Here is a 21,983-nt window from a genome sequence, read left to right on the forward strand (position 1 = left end):
ACCTTGCTTCGAGTTCAAAACAAAGTGCGCTTTATTAGTGGATAAGAAAAGGGCGGAAGGAAGTAGAAGAGCATGAAGATTCGTATGAAGCTATCGGTTATGATGATTGTCGTCACACTAATTTCTACAGCATTAATGGGGATTTTTACGTACACCAAATCCACAGGCACCATCATGAATCTGACTGAAGCTTCCATGGCACAGGCGAATACCAACAAAGCGCAGACCATTGCCGCCATGATCGATAAAGAGAAGCGGAGCATGCAGCTGGTAGCCGGGGACAGCGAGATTGTGCAACTGTTGACGCAGGCTGGAAATAACAGATTGAGCGCCGGGAATCCCCTCCAGAATCAGGTGAATGCGAAGCTTCAGGGTCTGGTGAAGGATGCAGGCAACCTGGAGCATATGTTTGTGGTGGATCTGAAGGGAACGGCGGTAGCGGACAGTGATACCAAGCTGATCGGCTCAAACTTCAGCGATAGAAATTATACGAAGAATGTCCTGAAGACAGGTGCGCCTGTAATCAGCGAGACGTTGAAATCCAAGTCAACAGGGGCGTATATTCTGGCATTTGTCCATCCGGTGAAGAGCGGGGAGCAGATGATCGGGTTCGTCGCTTCAGCGGTCAGGGCGGACAGTCTGGTCACCTATCTGGCTGATACCAAAGTAACTAACGCGCCATCCTCTTACGCCTACCTGGTCGATGAAACGGGGAATACGCTGTACCATCCCGATGCGAAGAAGATCGGTTCACTGGTAGAGAACGAATCGATCCAGGCGGTGGTAGAGCGGGTGAAGGCGGGGGAGACGGTACCGGATGGCAAGGTGGAATACACTTTCAATGGGGCCAAGAAAAAAGCCGCCTTCACCGTGCTCCCGGAGACGAAGTGGACGCTGGTGCTGACCGGAGATGTGGACGAGGTGCTGCAGCCGGTGAGTGAGATGACGAACTTCATTATGCTGCTCGGCCTGGGAAGCCTGTTGCTCACCCTGCTGATCGGCACTACAGTGGCTACCCGGATCTCTTCGCCGATCATCAAGCTCACGGAGCTGGTGAACCGCACGGCAGAGCTGGACCTCAAGTATGATAACCAATATGAATATCTGACTAAGAATAAAGACGAGACTGGGACCATTGCCAAGGCTATGTTCCGTACCCGTGCGGCGCTGCGTGAGATGGCAGGCAGTCTGATTGCCATCTCCTCCAAGGTGCTGGACAATGCCGAGACGCTGGAGAAGCTGTCGAACGAAGTCAGAGAGAATGCGCATGATAACTCAGCCACAACCGAGCAGTTGTCGGCAGGCATGGAGGAGACAGCGGCTTCTACTGAGGAGATGACGGCGGCCATTCACGAGGTTCAGAACTTTGTCAGCATGATCACCAGCAAGGTAAAAGAAGGCTCCGGCTTATCCAGCCAGATTACGGAGCGGGCCCTGGCCCTTCAGCATGATGCGGTGACCTCCACCGGGAACGCGAAGCAGATCTATAGCTCGGTCCGAAGTGAGATGCAGAAGGCTATCGAGCAATCGGGAGCGATCCACGAGATAAATGTGCTGGCAGATACGATTCTCTCGATTACCAGCCAGACCAATCTGCTTGCCTTGAACGCAGCAATTGAAGCTGCACGGGCGGGTGAGGCAGGCCGGGGCTTCGCCGTGGTCGCCGGTGAGATCCGCAAGCTGGCCGAGAAGTCCTCCGAGACGGCGGCCGGCATTCAGGAGGTTGTTAAGAATGTATATTCCTCCGTAGAGCAGATGAAGGAGCATTCTGAAGCCGTGCTGACGTTCATTGACCGCAATGTGCTGGGCGATTATGAGCGCCTGACCGAGGTCGGCCAGCAGTATAACAGTGATGCTTCCACGATTAACGAGCTGATGAGCCAGTTCGAGGAGTCAGCCGATCATCTGAACGAGACCGTCTCCAGCATCGCCATCGCCGTCAATGAAGTGGCGGCTACTGTGAATGAGGGAGCTGTCGGCGTGCAGGATATTGCGGAGAAGACGGCCGATATTGTGGAGAAGACCTTCCATGAAGCCACCATGGCCGATGAGAATACGCAGAGTGCCAAGGAGATGCAGCAACTGGTAGAGCGGTTCAAAATCTAAGCCGGTTTCAGCAGATCTTTACCTGGGCTTCATCTGTTTTTAAGCTTCGGGGGGTATAGTACTGGCATACCCCCCTTTAATATAACTTTTGACCCCGCCGGACGCTGGCGGGGTCCCTTTTTTATTTCTCGCTGAAACGAATGCCATCCTTTAAAAGGACGGCAAAGCCGTTTCCGCTTGTGTACACTATTTGCACAGAAGCCGGGGCATCCGGTATGCTATATGTAAGTATAATACTGGAAGGAGGAGGACGCTCCATGAGAAGATTAATGCTCAGCTCTGCGCAGAGTCTACGGACCCACACACAGCGGTTAATGTGCAGAGCGGATAGCTATACTCCGCTGTAACGATTCACCAGTTCCTCTGTGAACACCTGTCTGATAGACTCTGCTGCCTTGATAAGTTGAACTAACTTAAAAGGAGCGGAGCAAGATGAAATATATTAATGCAGATGTGATATTGCCGCAGCAGCTGCTGCAGGAGGTTCAGAAATACATGCAGGGCGGAATGCTCTATATCCCGAAGTCCGAGGGGCAGCGCAAGCGGTGGGGGGAGAGCTCCGGCGGCCGTTCCTATCTGGAGGCCCGGAACCAGTCCATTCGTGAGCATTATGCCAGCGGATTGAGCGTAACCGAGCTGGCGGAGCAATTTTGCCTGTCAGCCGACAGCATCAAGAAGATTGTGTATGGGAGCAAGCAGAGAGGATAGAGGTCTTAAGGGCACATAAGGCAGCCATTTCTGTTTATGGGTTCACCCCGGGCTGGCTTCGATTGCACTATGTACACTTGATTCTTCTAAAACCCCTCGAAAACTAGCATCAGCTGCACTCTGTACAGTAGAATTCAGGAAATACAATTGTAGTGTCAACACACAAGCACTCAAGCTGCCACCTGTAACACAGAGGGCTGTCCCAAGAAGTCGCGTCATGACTCTTGGAGCAGCCTCTTCTTTTTTGTGCAAAAGTCAGGTTATACCTGTCTATTATCTATGTCCGCCGCCTCTGCCAACCCTATAATGAATGCAGACATCCATATGAGGGGGCAGGAAGATGAAATTAGAAACAGCAGCAAGGGATATAGTACTGCGGGCGCTCAAGGCGTATGAATTAGATTGGACGAAGATCGAATATATTGGACAATCCGATAGTGTTACCTTCAAGCTAGAGACGGAAACTGCGGGGAAGCTGCTGCTGCGGCTTCATGGCGAACGGTGCAGCCGGGCAGAAATTCTGTCGGAGCTGGAGTGGCTCAGGCATCTCAGCGGGTCAGCGGAGCTGGTTGTCCCTGTTGGGCTGCCCGATTCAAGCGGGAGTTATATCCTGGAGACTGGCAACGAAGCTGGCAGTGAAGCGCAGCAGCTTAACTATGTTACCCTGATGCGCTGGGTCGAAGGGGAGCATTCAGCGGGCAATCTGCAAGATGAGCAGCTCCACGCTGTAGGCGTGATGCTGGCCGGGATGCATGAAGCGGGCGAACAGTTTGTACCCTCCGCTGAGTTCACCCGACCGGCTTGGGGAGCGGATAGCTTCCGCAAGGAATGGGATAAGCTGGAGAAGCATCATGAGGCTATGGTCCCGGAAGCTGGGTGGAAGCTCTATCAGGCTGCCGCCGCCAGAATCCCTCGTGAACTCGATGCTATGACGCCGGACCCCGGAAGCTATGGCCTGATTCACGGTGATCTGCACTTTGGGAACGTTGTATTCGCTGAGGGTCAGCCCCGGGCAATTGATTTCGGCCGCTGCGGCTACGGCTTTTACCTCTATGATCTGGCCGCGGCTCTGCTGGAGCTGTCCACGGAGCAGCGCAGGAGCCTGATTCGGGGCTACAGCAGCATCCGTGCGCTGAAACCTGATTATGAACGGAAGCTGGAATGTTTCTTCATTATGATCATGATCGGGAACTACAGCCACCACATCTCTAATCCCGATGAGCTCCCCGGCTTGCGCGAAGAACAGCCGTATGCGCTGGCTTATCTTAGAGAATACGTGAACGGCGCGAGCTTTCTGTTCAGGAGAATTGAACCCTTCGTGATAGCGTGAGGGGCCGTACTTCACTTGCTGTTCCCCGGAAGATGCCGGTGGAGCGGCTTTTTTGTGTGGGCCTTGGTTCCGCCTCATCCCTATTGAGCCATCCGTCAGACCCTTTGTCTTCTTCCCGGCAATCTGTAAATATGTCCATTGATCCTAGAGTGAGGACATTTATTGCGCTTCCCCGGGGCGTTACCATAAAGATATCAAAGAGCAGCCAGCTTTGAATCACCGGTAAAAGGGGCGTATACAGATGAAACGATCCATGCAAAAATCAGCATCTATCCTAATGACGGTCATGATGTCGGCCATGGTTGTAACCGCTTGCGGCGGAAACAATGCGAACAGCGGCAGCGGCGGCAATACCGCAAGCGGCGGGAACAGCGGCACCGAAGCACAGGGCAGCAACAGCAGTGGCAGCAGCGGCGGCAAGAAGACAGAGCTTCTGTTCTGGTCACCGTTCTCCGGCTCGGACGGCCCGTTCATGAAGAAAATCGTGGATAAATACAACAGCTCCCAGGATCAATACAAAGTGAATTTTGTGATCCAGCCGAATGGCGAGTATTACAAGCAGCTTGATGTTGCGCTCAGCACCGGCAAGGAACGGCCGGATCTGATGATCATGCACGTCGATCAGGTGCCGACCTACCAGAGCAAGGATCAGCTCCAGCCTGTCGATGAGCTGGCGGCGGCAGCCGGAATCAATCCGGCTGATTTTGCCGAAGCCCCGGTTAAATACGCCACTATCGACAGCAAGCTGTACACGATTCCGCTCGATATTCATCCGGTAGTGATGTATTACAACAAGGATCTGTTCGAGAAAGCAGGAGTCACCGCACCGCCAACAAACCGTGCTGAATTCGATGCGGCAGTGGAGAAGCTGACGGATAAATCCAAGGGTGTCTACGGTTATGTAGTGCCTACCCTCTGGCCGCAGCAGTTCATCTTCCCGTCGCTTGTCTGGCAGAACGGCGGAGAGCTGTGGAACGGAACGGATGTGGCCTATAATTCTCCGGAGGCGGTGGAAATGGTGCAATGGCTGCGCGATATGGTCGACAAGGGCATCTCCCCGGCCAACGTACAACAGGACGGCGAGAACACCCTGTTCTTACAGGGAAAGAACGCGATCCAGTTCAACGGCCCATGGATGAAATCACAGTTCGATGAAGCCGGACTGAATTATGGCGTAGCCGTAATGCCGCAGATCGGCAAAGCGAAGCAGGCTATATATGCAGGCTCTCACGGTTTTGTGGTTCCGAAGGCTGTCACTGACAGCAATACGCTGGCCGGCATCGGGGATTTCCTGAAATACGTCTCCGGCAACTCGCTGGACTGGGCTGAATCCGGTCAGGCGGTCGCCTCCAAGACCGTGATGGACAGTGCGGAATTCAAGGCGATGGAGTTCCAGAGCACCGTATCCCAGAGCTTCTCCTCCGTACAGTTTGCACCGAATGTGTTGAACTGGGGCACTATTGTCGAGCCGGTATGGAGCGAGCTGAGCAATGCCATTCTCGGCAAAAAAACACCCCAGCAGGCGATGGACGATGCTGTAGCCAAATCCCGTCAGGCGATGAAATAGCACCCGGAATGAACGGTTCATTTCGGTAAGCAAAGCGGGGAGCGCTGCACAGCTTCCCGCTTTTCCCTATACGAGGAAATGGAGGAATCCCTTTTGAAAAGCACATGGACGTCCCGCTTCACCTCATTTCTGTTCATCCTGCCCTATCTTGCAGCCTTCGGAATGTTTCTGCTCTTTCCTATTCTGTACGGCTTTGTAATCAGTCTGCAGGACTTCGAGCTGCTGTCTGACGCGCATCCCTTTGTGGGGCTGCGTAATTATATTACGATTTTCACCCCCGGAACGTATGAGAACAGCATTTTCTTCCGCGGCCTGTGGACCACCTTCCAGTTCGTCCTGTATTCCGTTCCGTTGCTAATCCTTGCGGGGCTGGGGATGGCGATGCTGGTTAATGCGCTGCCGGCGAAGCTCCGGGGGCTGTTCCGGACGTTCTACTTCCTGCCCTACGCTCTGTCAGCCTCCGTAATGGCCGTGATCTGGCTGATGATGTTCGATACCAATGCCGGCTTCATTAACAGCCTGCTGCAAAAGCTGGGCCTGACCGGTATCCCTTGGCTGACGGACACACCATGGGTCTGGATTTCACTGGTGCTCACCACGCTCTGGTGGACGATTGGATTCAACATGATTATTTTTGTGAATGCGCTCAATGAAGTGCCGGAGGAGTATTACGAGGCGGCTGCCATTGACGGGGCAGGAGCCTGGAACCGGTTCGTATCGATTACACTGCCTACGATCCGGCCGGTCATGCTGTTCGTGATGATTACCTCGACAATCGCTTCCTTCAACATTTATGCCCAGCCGTTCCTGCTGACGCGCGGAGGGCCGGGAGACACCACCAAGGTGCTGCTGATCAATGTGCTGGACCAGGCATTCGCGCGCAAGGACATTGGCTCGGCTTCCGCAATGGCGATACTGATGGCGCTGCTGATCATGATGGTGTCAATCGTACAGTTCCGTCTTACGAACCGGAAGGAGAACGTCTAAATGGGTAAAGCCAAACAAACGGGCCTGCTACTGCTGGCCATCCTGATTGCGCTGTTCGTGCTGCTGCCGCTGGTCTGGATGCTGTCCACGGCATTCAAGAATGACTTCGAAGCCCTCTCCGGGCGGATGAACTTCTTCCCGCAGAAGCCCACGCTTGATAATTTCGTTCAGGGGCTGGGCGGTGAGCTGATGAACACCCCTATTCTCCGCTGGATCATCAATTCCCTGTCTGTCGGGATAGCCGGTACAGCCATCGTGCTGCTGATTGACTCCATGGCGGCGTTCGCGCTGGCCCGGCTGCCGGATCTGCCGCTGCGCCGCACGCTGCTGTCCATGTTCATCGCCTCGCTGATGATTCCAGGCGTGCTGACCTTTCTGCCGATGTACATGGAGTTCAATGCACTGGGGCTGATCAACACTTATCAGGCGCTGATTCTGCCGGCTACAGCCGGGGCGTTCGGAGTGTTCCTGCTGTACCAGTTCTTTGTCTCTTTTCCCAAAGAGATTGAAGAGGCTGCCCGGATCGACGGAGTGAACAAGTGGAAGCTGTATACCCGGATTTTGCTGCCCTCGGCAGTCTCAATTATGATGACGCTGGGTATTTTCACCTTCATGGGAATCTACAATGACTTTGTCTGGCCGCTGTATGCCACCACCTCGCCGGAGATGCGGACGATCACTGCGGGGATTGCCATGATGGCCACAGGAAGCTACACCCAGAGTTACGGCAAGCTGATGGCCATGACTACCGTCGCCGCACTCCCGGTGCTGATTATCTTCATCGCCGGACAGAAGTCATTCGTGAAGGCGATTACGAGTTCGGGAGTGAAATAGCGTCTGCTGATGCTGTAAGAAATGTTAGATAACCTTTGGAGGAGTAGACAATGCTAATAAAGCCAGAAAAACCGCAGAAGGCATGGGCAGGTAGGAAGTCACGTAAAATAACCTACACCCTTGCGGCGGTTCTCTTAGTGATACTCGCAGGAGGTGCATATTTGTTGCTGCAGCAAGGGAATAGCGGAACAGATGAGGTCTATAAAGGGCATGGCGGAACATTCAAGAACACGCTGGCCGAGATGGATACGCCTGATCCGAGCGTGATTTACAGGGAGGGGTATTATTACATGACCTTCACCCATAACGGTACGGATATTATGGTGATGAAGTCTCGCACCCTGGATTTCCGCCAGGCAGAGCGGAAGGTGGTGTGGTACCCGCCGGCCGAGACGGCCTACTCGGCGAATCTCTGGGCACCCGAGCTGCAGTATATCCGGGGCAGCTGGTATATCTATTTTGCCGCAGATGACGGAAAGAACGAGAACCACCGGATGTATGTGCTGCAGGGGAACAGCAGTGATCCGCTGGGCGGTTATACCTTCAAGGGTCAAATAACCGACGACACCAATAAGTGGGCGATCGACGGGCTGGCGATGGAGGTGAATGAGGAGCTGTATTTCGTCTGGTCCGGCTGGGAAGGCGGGGTGAACGCTTCGCAGAATACCTATATCGCGCCGATGAGTGATCCGCTGACAATCAGCGGGCCGAGAGTGCTGCTGAGCGAGCCGCTGCTCCCGTGGGAGCAGGCCGGAGGCCCGCCGTATATCAATGAAGGCCAGTCTGTCCTTCAGCATGACGGCCGTGTCTTCATTGCCTACTCCGGGGCGGGCAGCTGGACGCCGTATTACAGTCTGGGTCTGCTGGCGCTGAAGCCCGGCGGCAATCCGCTGGAGGCGGCAGACTGGACTAAGGCGGAGCAGCCGCTGCTGGCGATGGATGAAGCCGCCGGGGTATACGGGCCGGGGCATAATTCATTCACGGTCTCTCCGGATGGCAGCGAACAATGGATTGTCTATCACGCCACGACAGGAGCAGCGGACGGCTGGAACAACCGCAAGGCGCGGGCCCAGCCGGTCCGCTGGGATGATGCGGGGCTGCCGGTCTTCGGCAAGCCGCTACCGCTAAGCACAGCGCTTGAAGTTCCTGCGGGAACGGGAGTGTTCCTGGCGGAGAATGCCATCCGCAGCGGAACCCGGCTGGAGTTCCCGTCCCTGCCGTCCACAGTGGATAGCGCTACCCCGCTGCTGGTGCATTATGTCAATCCGGGGCAAGAGCCGGTTGAGGCGGCTGTCACAGTGAATGGTGGAGCGCCGTCAATGCTTCAGCTGACGCCATCCGGGGAAGGGCAGACCGGATATGCCTATGTTCGCTTTCCGTTCGCAGCCGGGATGAATACGGTAGCTCTGGAGTTACCACAGGGGGGAAAGGCTGAACTGCGGGCGGTAGAAATACCGCGTTACGAAGGTGAAGCCCAGTCGCTGGAGGGGGAGGCCGAAGCGGAGGATAATCCGTATGCCTCGGGCGGGGCAGCGGCAACCCTCAGCGGGAGTGCTGCGGCGCTGCGCTTCAGCCATGTTAATGTTCCATACAGCGGAACCTACACGCTATCGGTGGCGGTTCTCAATGCTTCGCCGGATGCGAAGCTGGAGGTATCTGTGAACAGGAGGCCGAAGGCCGCCTCTCTCCCTGAACGGCTGGAACGGAACCAGCCAGCATTCATAGAGCTGAAGCTCAAATTACAGGGCGGGGCCAATGAGATCATTCTTTTTGACAGACAAGGCAGCTTCGGTATAGATTATATGGATATATGGCAGAAGCGTGAATGAGCCTGACAGATTCATAGACGGCAAGCAAGGCGGGGGCTTACTCATATGAGAGATACCAGAGGCAATACCGGACATAGACGAAATAAACTGATTGCGCTTTCAATCCCGCTGCTGGTTATGCTGCTGGTGCTGGGCGGCTGCGGTGCTGAGGATGCGGCAGAACCTCCGCAGGCTGTTGCCGATCCGGTAACGCTGGAGTACTGGACACCGTTTAGCGGTGGAGACAACATCTTCATGACCGAGCTGGTAGAGCAATTTAACCGGGAGCATAGGGATATCCGGATCGATCAGATCAACTCCCGGCTGGATGATTATTATTCCCGGCTGCGTACGGCTATTCTGTCCGGCAATGCACCGGATCTGGCTATTATCCATGCCACCAATCTGCCGCAATTCGTGCAGAACAGTTATATCGAGCCGCTTGACGGACTGGCTGCGGATACCGGGCTGGACTGGGGCCAATTCAATGCCAAAATCGCTGAATCCACGGTCTACGGCGGCACCCATTACGCGGTACCTCTGGATACGCATACGCTGGTGCTCTATTACAACAAGAAGTATTTGCGGGAAGCCGGGCTGCTGGACGCTGAAGACAAACCGTTGATCGGCCAGGGAGAACAGGGGTTTACGGCATTCCTGCAAAAGCTGAAGGAGGTTGTCCCGCCTGGTGTCGCCCCGCTGGCTCTTCCCAGCACACGTATTGATTCTGTGTGGTTATGGTGGAGCCTGTACAATCAGCTGCCGGGCGGCGGTGTCTTTTACAACCCGGAAGGCACGCAAGCGGTCTTTAACAACAAGGCCTCACTTCAGGCGCTGGAGTTCGTAAACCGTCTGTATCAGCAGGAGCTTATCCCTCCGAATATCAATGATGCCTTTAAGCTGTTCTATGACGGTGAGGCGGCTACGCTGATTACCGGGGTGTGGGGAACCGGCGCTTTTGAGAAGGATGAGCAGCTGGAGCTGGGGGTCGTGCCGGTACCGGTCATTTATGACCATCCGGCGGTCTGGGGAGATTCGCATACACTGGCAATTCCGGCCAAAAGTGAGATGAGCGCGGAGAAGCGCCGAGCGGCGATGATTTTTGCCCGCTGGGCAGTGGAGCATGGGGTGATGTGGGCGGAAGCCGGGCATGTGCCGAGTTCCCGGAAGGTCGTGGAGAGCGGGGCGTATGCTGCGCTGAAATTCCGCAGTGATTACGCCAACACCGCCAATTACGTAGCCTATTGGCCGAGAAATGTGAAGCAGTGGAGTATTAATGAAGAGATTATCCGGCAGTTTGAGCGGATGATCTATAAGGAGCAAAGTCCGCAGCAGGCTCTGCAGAGGGCGGTGGACAGCATTAACCTTCAGCTGAAGAAATGACGGTAAGGGGATCGAAGGAGAGAATGCGGTTGAAATCATTTCGCGGCTGGTTCAGGAACCTCGCGCTTGCGCGCAAGCTTATTCTTATCAATGTCGTGTTCATTGTGTTTCCGCTGGGACTGATGGGCTATTTCGCCTTTGCCCGTTTTACCGATACGACGGAGCGCAAGGTAGGCGATTATCAGCTCCAGACGCTGAAACAGCTTACCCTGAATATTGATACCTATATGAATGAGCTGAATCGGCTGACCGTAATGCCGTACCAATATCCCAAGGTTACCGATTATCTGGCAACGAAGCGCTCCCCCGGAGAACCCTTAACGCTAGATGAGATCAGCGGCTTGAACAGCTTCGTTACCCAGGTGTTCCTGAACGGCCGGGTGGATATTCTGGGCGTCTCGCTATACGGCACCGGAGGTGCCTCTTATGTGGTCATGCCGGAGAGCCAGTATGTGACAACCTACAAGCTGGATGAGAATGTAAGCTGGCTGAACAAGTTCAAAGGGCATTACGGACAGCCGGTCTATGTTGCCACGCATGACATAAGCGCAAGCGGCGGTAAGGTGTACCAGGCCTTCTCCATTGTGCGGGAGCTGCGCAGCTTCGATGACGGGGTGACTCTCGGCTACATCGTCATAGATGTGGACCCCAAGTTCATCCGCGAGATTCTGTCCAAAGTAAAGCTGGACGCCAGGGAGCAACTGTACATTACGGATGATTCGGGCAATCTGGTGATCGGCAAGGATCACGGAGCGCCGCAGGCTGCGCCTTCCCGCTCACCGGGTAAACCCGCCGAAGGGGTAAGCCATGTGAAGTCGGAGGGAGAGGGCCAGCTGATGGCCCGCGTAACTTCCGAAGTGACCGGCTGGACAACGGTAGGTGTCGTTCCTGTATCCAGCCTGATGAAAGATACCGAGGTGCTGCGCACCTACATTATTCTGATTGGCATCCTCTGTGTGGGCCTGGCCCTGCTGCTGTACGTGTTCATCGCCTACCGCATTACCCAGCCGCTGCGCAAGCTGAGCCGGTTGATGCGCAGTGTTGAGCGCGGGGACCTCAGTATGGCTTTTCCGGTAAGCGGCACGGATGAGGTAGGGATGCTGGGCCATTCCTTCAACGGCATGCTGGCCAAGCTCAGCGAGCTGGGGTATCTGCTCTATGAGACGGAGATCCGGGAGAAGGATGCGCAGATTGCTGCGCTACAGAGCAAGATTAATCCGCATTTTCTGTACAATACACTGGGCTCGATCAGCATGTACGCCGAGCTCGAGGGAAGTCCGGAGATTATTGCCATGTCCAACAATCTCAGCAAGCTGCTGCGGTATAGTCTGAGCGGACGCAGGGAGCGTGTGACGCTTCAGGATGAACTGGATCATGTCGGCGGGTATATGACCATCCAGCAGATGCGTTATGAAGAGCGGATTCAGTTCAGCATGAGTATCGAACCTTCGCTGCTGGGCTGTGAGGTCATCCCGCTGATGATCCAGCCGCTGGTGGAGAATGCCATTAATCATGCGCTGGACCAGGGGGTGGGGCGGGGCGTGATTTCACTGACCGCAGGCAGCAGCAATCAGGTGCTTACAATTACGGTTGAGGATGACGGAATCGGTATGAATGCGGAGGCGCTGGAGACGCTCCGGCAGCATCTGCGGAATACGCAGGAGCTCGGCGGACGCTCGGGTAACGGCCTGCTGAACGTCCACCGCCGGATTGTGCTGCATTACGGGGAGGAATACGGCCTGTCTCTGGAGAGTATGCCATATCAGGGCTTCAAGGCCGTGCTCAAGCTGCCGGTCATTCACCAGCAGGACAGAGCAGAGGAGGATGACGGAGTTGCCTAGAATACTGATTGTTGACGATGAATCGGTCTTCCGCAAAGGTCTGCGCAAAATGATCACCAGCCTGGACGGCAACTGGGAGGTGGTCGGTGAAGCCGCTGACGGCTATGATGCGCTCGACAAGCTGGCCGAGCTGGCGCCCGAAGTACTGCTCACCGATATCCGCATGCCGCGGATGGACGGCATTCAGCTGCAGCAGGTGGCTGGGGGACGCTTCAAGGATCTGATGACTGTCGTGGTCAGCGGGTATGACGAGTTCGCCTATGTGCAGCAGTCGATGCGCCAGGGAGCGAAGGATTATCTGATGAAGCCGGTCGAACGCCAGGAGCTAAGCCGTGTGCTGGAGAGGCTGGGCCGCGAACTGGCCGAGCGTAAGGCAACGCCGGTGCTGAAGAATGAGCCGTGGCAGGTGCAGCCTGTGCTGAAGCGGCATGTGGCCGGTCATCTGATCGAGAGTTTGCTGAAAGGCAAGACAGAAGAGAGCGACCTCAAGCTGTTGCGGGAGATGGGTTTTGCCTTCGGGCACCCCTATTTCATCTGTATGGTGATCAAGCTGGATAAGCACTCCGTGGAGAAGGAACGTTACCAGCGGGGCGATGCCTCCCTGTTCCTTCTGTATATACAGCAGGTTGTGCAGGAAATGTTGAACCGTCATGCCACAGGATTAAGCTTTGTGCTGTCGGATACTGAAGTGGTAGCCTTGCTCAATACGGCGGACCCGCAGCATTCCTTATCGGCACCGGGCAATCTGGGCGACCAGATCCGCAGGCAGATCCGCTCATTGTCCAACCTGACGGTGACAATCGGGGTCAGTAATCCGGCGGAAGGACTGCCGGGAATTCCCAGGGCGTACAATGAGGCCGGAATCGCGCTCCTGTACCGGTTGATTGAGGGCGGTGACAAGCTGCTCGATTATGCCAAAATGAAGAGGCGTCCCCACACAGGAAACGGCCCCCTGAAGTGGTCTTGGGAGCTGCTGGAGAAATCGATTACCGGCGGCAGAGTGACGGGCATTGGCCCGATTGTTGAGCGTATGATTGAAGAGCTGTGCAGCACGGCGGAATCACCGGAGAGCATCCACCAGCAGATCTGCAAGCTGCTGCTGTACTACTACGAGCTGGCCGAGGAGCTGGATGTTACTGAGTCGTGGCTGGGGTCCAAGGACATCCGCAAAGTTCTGTTCGATGTGTGCAGCCTGTCCTCACGGCAGGAGCTGGCTGAGAAATGCCAGGGGCTGCTGCTGGGCCTGACGGGAAGTATTGCGAAATCCAGAGAGGCAAAGGATATCGATCCGGTCACCGCTGCCCAGCGCTATATTTCGCAGCATTATGACCATCCGCTGAGCCTGAAGGAAGTGGCGGATGCGGTTTATTTGAACCCGGCGTATTTCAGCAACCTGTTCAAGCAGAGAACCGGCGTCACCTTTATCGAGTTCCTGACGCAGATCCGGATGGAAGAAGCCCGCAAGAAGCTGGCCTTCACCGATGAGAAAATCAGCAGAATCGCAGAGGAAACAGGTTTTGGCAATGTGCGTCACTTCAACCGCGTGTTCAAGAACTGCAGCGGTGTTTCACCTAAAGCATACAGGGACGGCACTCGCAGAGCGCAGGCGGCTTCTATGAATAGCCAGGACAGATAACCCGGACCGATAATCCGGACCGAAATCCGATCCAGTAGCATAGAACTTTACCATGAGCAGTCCCAGCGTGCCGGAAATCCTGCACAAAGTGCAACAATCGGCGCTCCACAGCCCCAGCGTGGCGGAAATCCTGCACAAATTGCAACAAACGGCGCTCAACAGGCCCCAGCGTGACGGAAATCCTGCACAAAGTGCAACAATCGGCGCTCAATAGGCTGTGCTCATCAGCCAACAGCATCCATATTCCAAGACCGCGGAGGGACGCATAGGCTGACTCGCAGTTATCGGCTATTACTCGCAATCACCCGACTATTACTCGCAATTACCCGGCAGTCGCCCGAATCGCCTCCTCTACTGTAACCAGCTGCTCGCTCCCCAGCTCCATATCCTTCAGCCGCAGCTTCTGCTCAGCGGCTTCGCTCTCTCCAACCATGATCACGTAGCGGATGCCCTTGGCTGAAGCTGCGGCCAGTGTTTTTTTGAGCTTGCGCGTGCCGGTGTCCACGCCCGTGCGGATACCGGCGGACCGCAGCGCAGCGGCAGCAACCAGAGCCTCCGGCATATACCCGCCAATCGGAATGATCAGGACGCCGGAACGGTCCGCCGCATCCGCCGGGCGTTCGCCCAACAGCGCCATGATCGACTCCATCCCGAAGGAGATGCCGACGGTTGGATATTCTATATCGTCCCGCCCCACAAGCTTGCCGATAATCGCGTCATATCTGCCGCCGCCGCCCAGGCTGGAGGAATAGCCGCCGGAAGCATCGAAGATTTCATAGACCGTCCCCGTGTAGAACGACAACCCGCGTGACAGAAAAGGATCAAAGACGCACACCTCCGCAAGGCCAATCGCGTCAATCAGCTGCTGCAAGGCAAGCACTTCAAGCGCCCCGGGCTGCCCGTCCAGCGAATATTTCTCCACCAGTTGTCCGAACTCAAGGTTCCCCAGCTCCAGCAGCTCGGCAATCCGCCGAATTGTAACCGCCGTCAGCGCTTTGTCCGTCAGCTCAGCCAGCACCCCGCCGCTGCCGATTTTGGCCAGCTTGTCGAGGGTCAGCATCACGGAGAGCTGCTCCTGCTGTGGAACACCGACCGCACCCAGAATCTCGCCGAGGAAGCGGCGGTTGTTCCACTTCAATACCACCGGGATCTCCAGGCTGCGGAAGACTTCAGCGGCCAGCTGCATCAGCTCGGCTTCCGCCTGCGGACCGGCAATGCCGACGACATCGGCGTCACATTGCAGGAATTCGCGCAGGCGGCCTTTTTTGACCGGACCATCCCGGAACACCTTGCCGATCTCATACCGCCGGTAGGGGAATTCAATCCCCGGATTTAAGGCAATCACCTTGGCAAAAGGAATCGTCAAATCGTACCGCAGCCCCACCCTGCGCCCGCCTTGATCTGTAAGCTGGTACATCTCGCGCAGAATCTCATCGCCGCCGGCGTATTTGGAGGTCAGCAGCTCCAGCTCATTCAGCAGGGTCGTATCCATCGACGCGAAGCCGTACAGCTCGAACAGCTCCTGAAGCGTAGTCCGCACCTTCTGGCGGATGGCCTGTTCCCGGCCGAAGTAATCATAAGTCCCTTTAATATTTTGCATAATTAGCAGCTCCCTTGTATGTGAATTCGGTGACAATAAAAAACGCGCCGGACCCCGTGGTCCCGCGCGCTTATCTATGCCGCAGGGAGGTCAAACGCGAAATGCGTTAGCCCTCCCTTGAATGAATTCAGGGGTGTGCTAACGCTGCTTGTGATGATGAAGTTGATTCGTTATGATGGACAGGCGGTTCATAGGAATCTTTCCCTTCGGCTTTTGATTACAGCACATTATAGCGGATCGGGAGCAGCCGCGCAACATCTGTATATTCCCTATTTTTCAAAAAAGGAGCCATCATAATGAATTATACACAGCTCATTACCGCCGCAGAGAATTTCGCCAAAGAGCAATTAAGTCAGGATACCACCGGACATGACTGGTTTCATACCAACCGTGTACGGAATACAGCCGCATTGATCGCAGGGATGGAGGGGGCCAATGTGGTGATCTGCACGATTGCCGCACTGCTGCATGATGTGGCTGACGAGAAACTGAATCCCTCCAAGGAAGTGGGCCTGCTTAAGGTACAAACTTGGCTCGCCGCACATCTCCCGGATGAAGCGGCTTCCCGGCATATTATGGAGATCATCGAAACGATGTCCTTCAGCGGCGGCGGGGGCGCACCGATGTCTACGTTGGAAGGACAAGTGGTGCAGGATGCCGACCGTCTGGATGCGCTGGGGGCGATTGGCATCACGCGCACCATGGTGTTTTCAGGAGCAAAGGGCCGTCCGGTCTATGACCCGGAGATCGCCCCGCGGGATGAATCGTTGAAGCAGGAATACCGCGATTATTCCAAGGGGACGGCGGTCAATCATTTTTATGAGAAGCTGCTGAAGCTGAAGGACCTCATGAACACCCCGTACGGCAAACAACTGGCGGAGGAGCGGCATCAGTTTATGCTGATTTTTTTGGAGCAATTTTATAAGGAATGGAATCAAGGGGCGGAGTAGGTGTTATAATGAAATAATGCGCAAGATGGATGGAACGCGGGAGAGCCCGCCTGAACCGGAACAATCGGCATAGAAGAGGTTGAATATAATATGAGTGAAGTACAAGTACAGTTTAGTGAATATGGTCTGAATGAAGAGATTATCCGCGCGCTGGAGGTTCTGAAGTACGTGGACCCTACAGAGGTGCAGCGGAAGGTCATTCCGGTAGCGCTGAAGGGGCAGGATCTGATCGTCAAGTCGCAGACCGGCAGCGGCAAAACCGCAGCCTTCGCCATCCCGCTCTGCGAGCTGGTCGATTGGGCGGAGAACAAACCACAGGCGCTGGTGCTGACCCCCACCCGGGAGCTGGCCCAACAGGTGCGCGAGGACATTACGAACATCGGCCGCTTCAAGCGGATTAAGGCGGTAGCCCTGTTCGGCAAGCAGCCGTTTGCCCCGCAGAAGATTGAGCTGACCCAGAAGACGCATGTGGTTGTAGGTACGCCGGGCCGCGTATTCGACCATATTGAGCGCGGTACGCTGAACCTGAGCCGGATTCAATATCTGGTTATTGACGAGGCGGATGAGATGCTCAGCATGGGCTTCATCGAGCAGATCGAGAAGATCATCAAGCAGCTGCCGAAGGAACGTGTAACGATGCTGTTCTCTGCGACACTGCCGGATGTGATCAAGAATCTGTGCCGCAAGTATATGACGGAGCCGGTAGACATTGAGATTGAAGCCAGCGGAATTACGACATCGTCGATTGAACATGCCCTGATTGAGGTCGTACAGGCTGCCAAGTTCGGGCTGCTCAGCGATCTGCTGACGGTGGAGAACCCGGATAGCTGCATTATTTTCTGCCGGACCCAAGAGCAGGTGAATTCCCTCTTCCGCGGGATGGCCGACCTCGAATATCCGGTGGACAAGATCCACGGCGGCATGGAGCAGGACGAGCGGTTTGAGGTGATGAATGCTTTTAAACGGGGCCAGTTCCGGTATCTGATCGCCACCGACGTTGCGGCCAGAGGGATTGATATCGAGAACATCACCCATGTCATTAACTACGATATCCCGCTGGAAAAAGAGAGCTACGTCCACCGCACCGGCCGGACTGCCCGTGCAGGCAAAAGCGGCAAAGCAATCACCTTCGTGACGCCGAACGAGCACAAATGGGTCAGGGAAATCGAGGGCTATATCGGCTTCAGCCTGCCTGTTATGAAGGCTCCTTCGGACGATGCCGTGGCTTATGCCAAACCGGCCTTCGATCTGAAGCTGGGCAAGCAGCAGGTCCGCAAAGCCGGCAAAACCGAGGTCATGAATCAGGACATCATGAAGCTGTACTTCAATGGCGGCAAGAAAAAGAAGCTCCGTGCGGTTGATTTCGTCGGCACCATCGCGAAGCTTGAGGGCATCACGGCGGCGGACATTGGAATCATCACGATCCAGGACAACGTCACCTACGTCGATATTCTGAACGGCAAAGGCTCGCTTGTACTCCAGACGATGAAGGAGACTACAGTCAAGGGCAAGCTGCTGAAGTGCCATATTGCCAAAAAATAAGCCGGAGTTGCTATTGCGGCTGGTGTGCTTGTATAAAGGATGGACGCTAATGAAAAAGGCAGACAAGTCAGCCTCCTAAATTCATTTTACACAAACATTTAGGAGGCACAGCCAATGGATTTTAACCTGATTGATTTGGATAACTGGAAGAGACAAGAGATTTTTAATCATTATCTGAACCAGGGCACGACCTTTAGCATGACGGCAGAAATTGAGATTAGCGGTTTATACCGAAAGATCAAACAACAAGACTATAAGCTGTATCCTGCGCTTCTATTCTTAATGACCAGTGTGGTCAACTCCAATACAGCGTTCAGAATGGGGTACAATAGTGCGGGGGAATTAGGGTATTGGGAGAAGGTAGACCCGCTGTATACGATTGCTGATAATGTCTCTGAATCCTTTTCTGCTATTTGGACGGCTGGCACGGACGATTTCAGGGCGTTCCATGACTCCTATCTTTCGGATGTGGAGAATTATAAGGATTCCGGGAGATTGTTCCCCAAGACACCCGTACCTGAGCATACCTTTTCTGTATCTATGATTCCGTGGACTTCCTTTACCGGATTTAACCTGAATATCAGCAATAACGGGAAGTACCTTCTGCCCATTATTACTGCAGGGAAATTTATGACCAGAGGCGATTCCATATACCTGCCGCTGTCGTTGCAAGTCCATCATGCTGTCTGTGACGGCTATCACGCAGGATGGTTTATGAACGAAGTCCAGGCCATGGCAGACCGTGCTGGGGAATGGATGGGCGGAGGGTGTTCTTTTGGCTAAATTACAAGACCATTATGAGAATGATAAATCTTTGAAAATGGAATTTGTTTATCGTGATGAGAGACCGGACCAGGGCTGTAAGTTTATCGTTACAATTACAGAGAATAGAAGCATAGTTGTGAGTGAAGTAGGGTGGACGAATTTTACATTAAATAAATTCGTTGAGATGCTTAATCATTTCCCGATGGATTTATATAATGGTTATTTTTCGCATTATGACGAATCCTTTGAGTGGACATGGATAGAACAATCCGATCAACAGTTGTTTCTAATCACCGTTTTTACTGCGGGCGATGAATTTTCTTACACCAGCAGTATTCAAGAGATTCAAGCCTTTGGTGCTGCGATTGTTGAAGAAATTAAGAGTGCATCACAATTTTATTGTACAAGAAACTATGCCTAAAACCGAATACAATGGCTGGTATAGCGGCCTATGGACCAAATGTATGTGAAAAACAACATACATTGTGCTCGCAAACAGGCCTATGGACCAAATGTATGTGAAAAACAGCATACATTATACTCGCAAGCAGGCACACGATCTGAATGTATGTGAAAAACAGCATACATTGTGTTTGCGCGAAGGTAATCAGGCCCAATGTATGCGGAAAACCGAATACAATGCTATACCTTGTACGGTAGGATGACCTTAACTATTATACTGCGCCTGATACAGTCGGCTGTATGTGCCTCCGGCATTGACCAGCTCCTCGTGGCGGCCCTCCTCGGAGATGCCGTCCTCGCTGACGACAACGATCCGGTCGGCGTTCTTGATCGTCGTCAGGCGGTGAGCGATGACGAGTGTAGTACGGCCCACCGACAGGTCGGCCAGCGACTGCTGAATCGCGGCTTCCGTCTCGGTGTCGAGCGCCGAGGTGGCTTCATCCAGAATCAGAATCGGCGGATTCTTCAGGAACATCCGGGCAATCGCCAGGCGCTGCTTCTGTCCGCCGGACAGCTTGACGCCGCGCTCGCCGATCACAGTGTCCATCCCGTCCGGCAGGCTGTTAATCAGCTCCTCCAGCCGGGCCTGTCTGGCAGCCTGCCAGATTTCCGGCAGCGCTGCATCAAGCCTGCCGTAGGCGATATTCTCACGGATCGTGCCGGAGAAGAGGAACACATCCTGCTGCACGATCCCGATCTGCTTGCGCAGCGAGCTGAGCTTCATGTCGCGGATGTCGATCCCGTCGATGGAGATCGCGCCGCCGGTCACATCGTAGAACCGGGGGAGCAGGCTGCAGATGGTTGTTTTACCCGCACCGGAGGGTCCAACGAAGGCAATCGTTTCACCGGCATTAACGTTCAGGCTGATATCCTCCAGCACCTTACGGTTGTCTTCATAGCCGAAGCTGACCTGGCTGAAGCTGATATCTCCGCGAAGCGGGCCTACCGCTACGGCATCCGGTTTGTCGGCGATATCCGGCTCGGTATCAATGACTTCCAGGTAACGCTTGAACCCGGCAATCCCCTTCGGATAACTCTCGATTACAGCATTAATCTTCTCAATCGGCCGGAAGAAGACGTTGGACAGCAGGATGAAAGCGACAAATTCCCCGATTTCCAGTTCTCCCTTAATGAAGAACCATGCACCGCAGACCATCACTACAATAGTGATTAGACGGGTCATCATGTAGCTGACCGACGAGCTTTTGGCCATCAGCTTGTAAGCCATGAGCTTAGTCTCGCGGAACTTCTGGTTGTCCACTGCGAACAGCTCTTTCTCGAATTCCTCATTGGCAAAAGACTGAACCACGCGGATTCCGCCGACATTGTCTTCAATCCGGGCATTGAAGTTCCCGACATTGCCGAATAAACGGTGATAGGTCTCGGTCATGCTGCGTCCGAAGTGGATAATGACCCAGGCCATAATCGGCACGATGATGAAGGTAATCACGGCCAGCTGGAGATTGATATCGGCCATCAGCACAAAGGCGCCGACCAGCGTCATAACGGCAATGAACACATCCTCCGGCCCGTGATGGGCGACCTCCCCGATATCGTTCAGGTCATTGGTAATTCTGCCAAGCAGATGACCTGTTTTGTTGTTGTCGAAGAAGCGGAAGGAGAGCTTCTGGATATGATCGAACATTTTTTTGCGCATATTGGTTTCAATATTAATCCCCAGCATATGCCCCCAATAAGTGACCACGTAGTTCATCGCCGTATTGAGCGCATAGATCCCGAGCAGGGCAACGCAGGCAATCAGAATCAGCGGCCAGTCCTGACCCGGCAGCAGATCGTCAATAAATTTATTAACGGCTACAGGAAAAGCGAGCTCCAGCAGACCGGCACCTACTGCACAGGTGAAATCAAGGATAAACAGCTTCTTGTAAGGACGGTAATAGGAGAAAAAACGACGCAGCATCTCTTGTTCACTCTTTTCTGTATTGTGTTATGTATCTGGCTATTGAGAGTAATTCTCAATTAAACCTTATTCTTAGGATACTAAAGTGGGTTACACGTTTTGTCAACGGTAAGAAATATAAAATTGAATATAAACAAGGTATTCATTGCCGCTTAACCCATACCGGGACGAGTTTTTATACATATTTTAACAGAATACAAGGATAAAGGAGGAGTTAACATGAGCGAAAATGTTGGGGGATACGGCGGAGCTTTCACTTCCACAGGAGCGATTCTGGTTCTGTTCATCCTGCTCGTCATCATCTCTAAATCTCTGTGGGTCTAATGTAACTGTGATTTCATGTGTGCGGCCGCTGGTCCTGAAGACCGGCGGTTTGACCTGTTATGGTCAGCATCAGGAGGGGTGTCAACCCTGTGGAGGAACTTATAGTTGTGCAGCCTCCGCCGCAAAGGGCTATAATTGACACATGCACCTTGGACCAGCAGTATCCAGTCTGCCTGCAAATCCGGTGTAATACATATCACAGCTTACTGCCCTGACAAG

At 54.2% G+C, this 21,983-nt stretch carries 17 protein-coding genes; 15 read left to right on the forward strand and 2 right to left on the reverse strand.

From position 1 onward, the window contains the following. Positions 1-72 precede the first annotated feature (72 nt). From MHH28_RS00765 to MHH28_RS00810, 10 genes are all read left to right on the forward strand, one after another. Positions 73-2,106: a methyl-accepting chemotaxis protein gene (locus MHH28_RS00765; protein ID WP_405110449.1), complete on the forward strand. Its 2,034-nt coding sequence runs from the start codon at positions 73-75 to the stop codon at positions 2,104-2,106. 432 nt (positions 2,107-2,538) lie between these two features. Then, positions 2,539-2,814, forward strand: a complete 276-nt coding sequence (locus MHH28_RS00770; RefSeq protein WP_405110452.1) for a CD3324 family protein — start codon at positions 2,539-2,541, stop codon at positions 2,812-2,814. Positions 2,815-3,154: 340 nt separating this feature from the next. Next, positions 3,155-4,144, forward strand: a complete 990-nt coding sequence (locus tag MHH28_RS00775) for a phosphotransferase enzyme family protein (protein WP_405110455.1) — start codon at positions 3,155-3,157, stop codon at positions 4,142-4,144. A gap of 241 nt (positions 4,145-4,385) precedes the next feature. Then, the gene (locus MHH28_RS00780) at positions 4,386-5,711 is read left to right on the forward strand and encodes an ABC transporter substrate-binding protein (RefSeq protein ID WP_405110458.1); all 1,326 of its coding nucleotides are present in this window, start codon (positions 4,386-4,388) and stop codon (positions 5,709-5,711) included. Positions 5,712-5,804: 93 nt separating this feature from the next. Further along, positions 5,805-6,698, forward strand: coding sequence for a carbohydrate ABC transporter permease (locus MHH28_RS00785; protein ID WP_405110461.1), 894 nt, complete (start codon positions 5,805-5,807; stop codon positions 6,696-6,698). Next, complete coding sequence (locus MHH28_RS00790) at positions 6,699-7,532, forward strand: carbohydrate ABC transporter permease (protein WP_405110464.1); 834 nt, start codon at positions 6,699-6,701, stop codon at positions 7,530-7,532. Between the two features lie 161 nt (positions 7,533-7,693). Next, the gene (locus MHH28_RS00795; RefSeq protein WP_405110467.1) at positions 7,694-9,361 is read left to right on the forward strand and encodes a family 43 glycosylhydrolase; all 1,668 of its coding nucleotides are present in this window, start codon (positions 7,694-7,696) and stop codon (positions 9,359-9,361) included. A 45-nt stretch (positions 9,362-9,406) separates the two neighbouring features. Continuing rightward, a complete protein-coding gene (locus MHH28_RS00800; RefSeq protein WP_405110470.1) occupies positions 9,407-10,723 on the forward strand; it encodes an ABC transporter substrate-binding protein in 1,317 nt (438 codons plus the stop codon). Between the two features lie 29 nt (positions 10,724-10,752). Continuing rightward, positions 10,753-12,564 carry a sensor histidine kinase gene (locus MHH28_RS00805; protein ID WP_405110473.1) on the forward strand — a complete coding sequence of 604 codons (1,812 nt, stop codon included), beginning with the start codon at positions 10,753-10,755 and terminating at the stop codon, positions 12,562-12,564. Further along, positions 12,557-14,200, forward strand: coding sequence for a response regulator (locus tag MHH28_RS00810; protein ID WP_405110476.1), 1,644 nt, complete (start codon positions 12,557-12,559; stop codon positions 14,198-14,200). The genes MHH28_RS00805 and MHH28_RS00810 overlap by 8 nt, the downstream gene beginning before the upstream one ends. Before the next feature lie 322 nt (positions 14,201-14,522). Here the strand turns inward: MHH28_RS00810 and MHH28_RS00815 are convergent, their stop codons facing one another. Beyond that, positions 14,523-15,800: a histidine--tRNA ligase gene (locus MHH28_RS00815; protein WP_405110478.1), complete on the reverse strand. Its 1,278-nt coding sequence runs from the start codon at positions 15,798-15,800 to the stop codon at positions 14,523-14,525. Between the two features lie 296 nt (positions 15,801-16,096). Between MHH28_RS00815 and MHH28_RS00820 the strand changes: the two genes are divergently transcribed. The 4 genes from MHH28_RS00820 to MHH28_RS00835 all read left to right on the forward strand — a co-directional run bounded on the left by MHH28_RS00820 (position 16,097) and on the right by MHH28_RS00835 (position 19,478). Further along, positions 16,097-16,750 carry an HD domain-containing protein gene (locus tag MHH28_RS00820; RefSeq protein ID WP_405110481.1) on the forward strand — a complete coding sequence of 218 codons (654 nt, stop codon included), beginning with the start codon at positions 16,097-16,099 and terminating at the stop codon, positions 16,748-16,750. Positions 16,751-16,840: 90 nt separating this feature from the next. Further along, positions 16,841-18,292 (forward strand): DEAD/DEAH box helicase, encoded by a 1,452-nt coding sequence (locus tag MHH28_RS00825; protein ID WP_405110484.1) that lies wholly within the window; start codon positions 16,841-16,843, stop codon positions 18,290-18,292. 114 nt (positions 18,293-18,406) lie between these two features. Then, a complete protein-coding gene (catA, locus tag MHH28_RS00830) occupies positions 18,407-19,075 on the forward strand; it encodes a type A chloramphenicol O-acetyltransferase (protein ID WP_405110487.1) in 669 nt (222 codons plus the stop codon). Then, positions 19,068-19,478 carry a hypothetical protein gene (locus tag MHH28_RS00835; RefSeq protein ID WP_405110490.1) on the forward strand — a complete coding sequence of 137 codons (411 nt, stop codon included), beginning with the start codon at positions 19,068-19,070 and terminating at the stop codon, positions 19,476-19,478. Before catA ends, MHH28_RS00835 begins: the two co-directional genes overlap by 8 nt. A gap of 246 nt (positions 19,479-19,724) precedes the next feature. Here MHH28_RS00835 and MHH28_RS00840 read toward each other — a convergent pair whose 3' ends face one another. After that, positions 19,725-21,440, reverse strand: a complete 1,716-nt coding sequence (locus tag MHH28_RS00840; RefSeq protein WP_405110493.1) for an ABC transporter ATP-binding protein — start codon at positions 21,438-21,440, stop codon at positions 19,725-19,727. A gap of 219 nt (positions 21,441-21,659) precedes the next feature. Here MHH28_RS00840 and MHH28_RS00845 point away from each other — a divergent pair, with 219 nt between their 5' ends. Further along, positions 21,660-21,764: a YjcZ family sporulation protein gene (locus MHH28_RS00845; protein WP_405110496.1), complete on the forward strand. Its 105-nt coding sequence runs from the start codon at positions 21,660-21,662 to the stop codon at positions 21,762-21,764. Positions 21,765-21,983: the final 219 nt, after the last annotated feature.

The sequence above is a fragment of the Paenibacillus sp. FSL K6-1217 genome, from assembly GCF_045040735.1.
In the GTDB taxonomy this organism is placed as follows: Bacteria; Bacillota; Bacilli; order Paenibacillales; family Paenibacillaceae; genus Paenibacillus_AQ.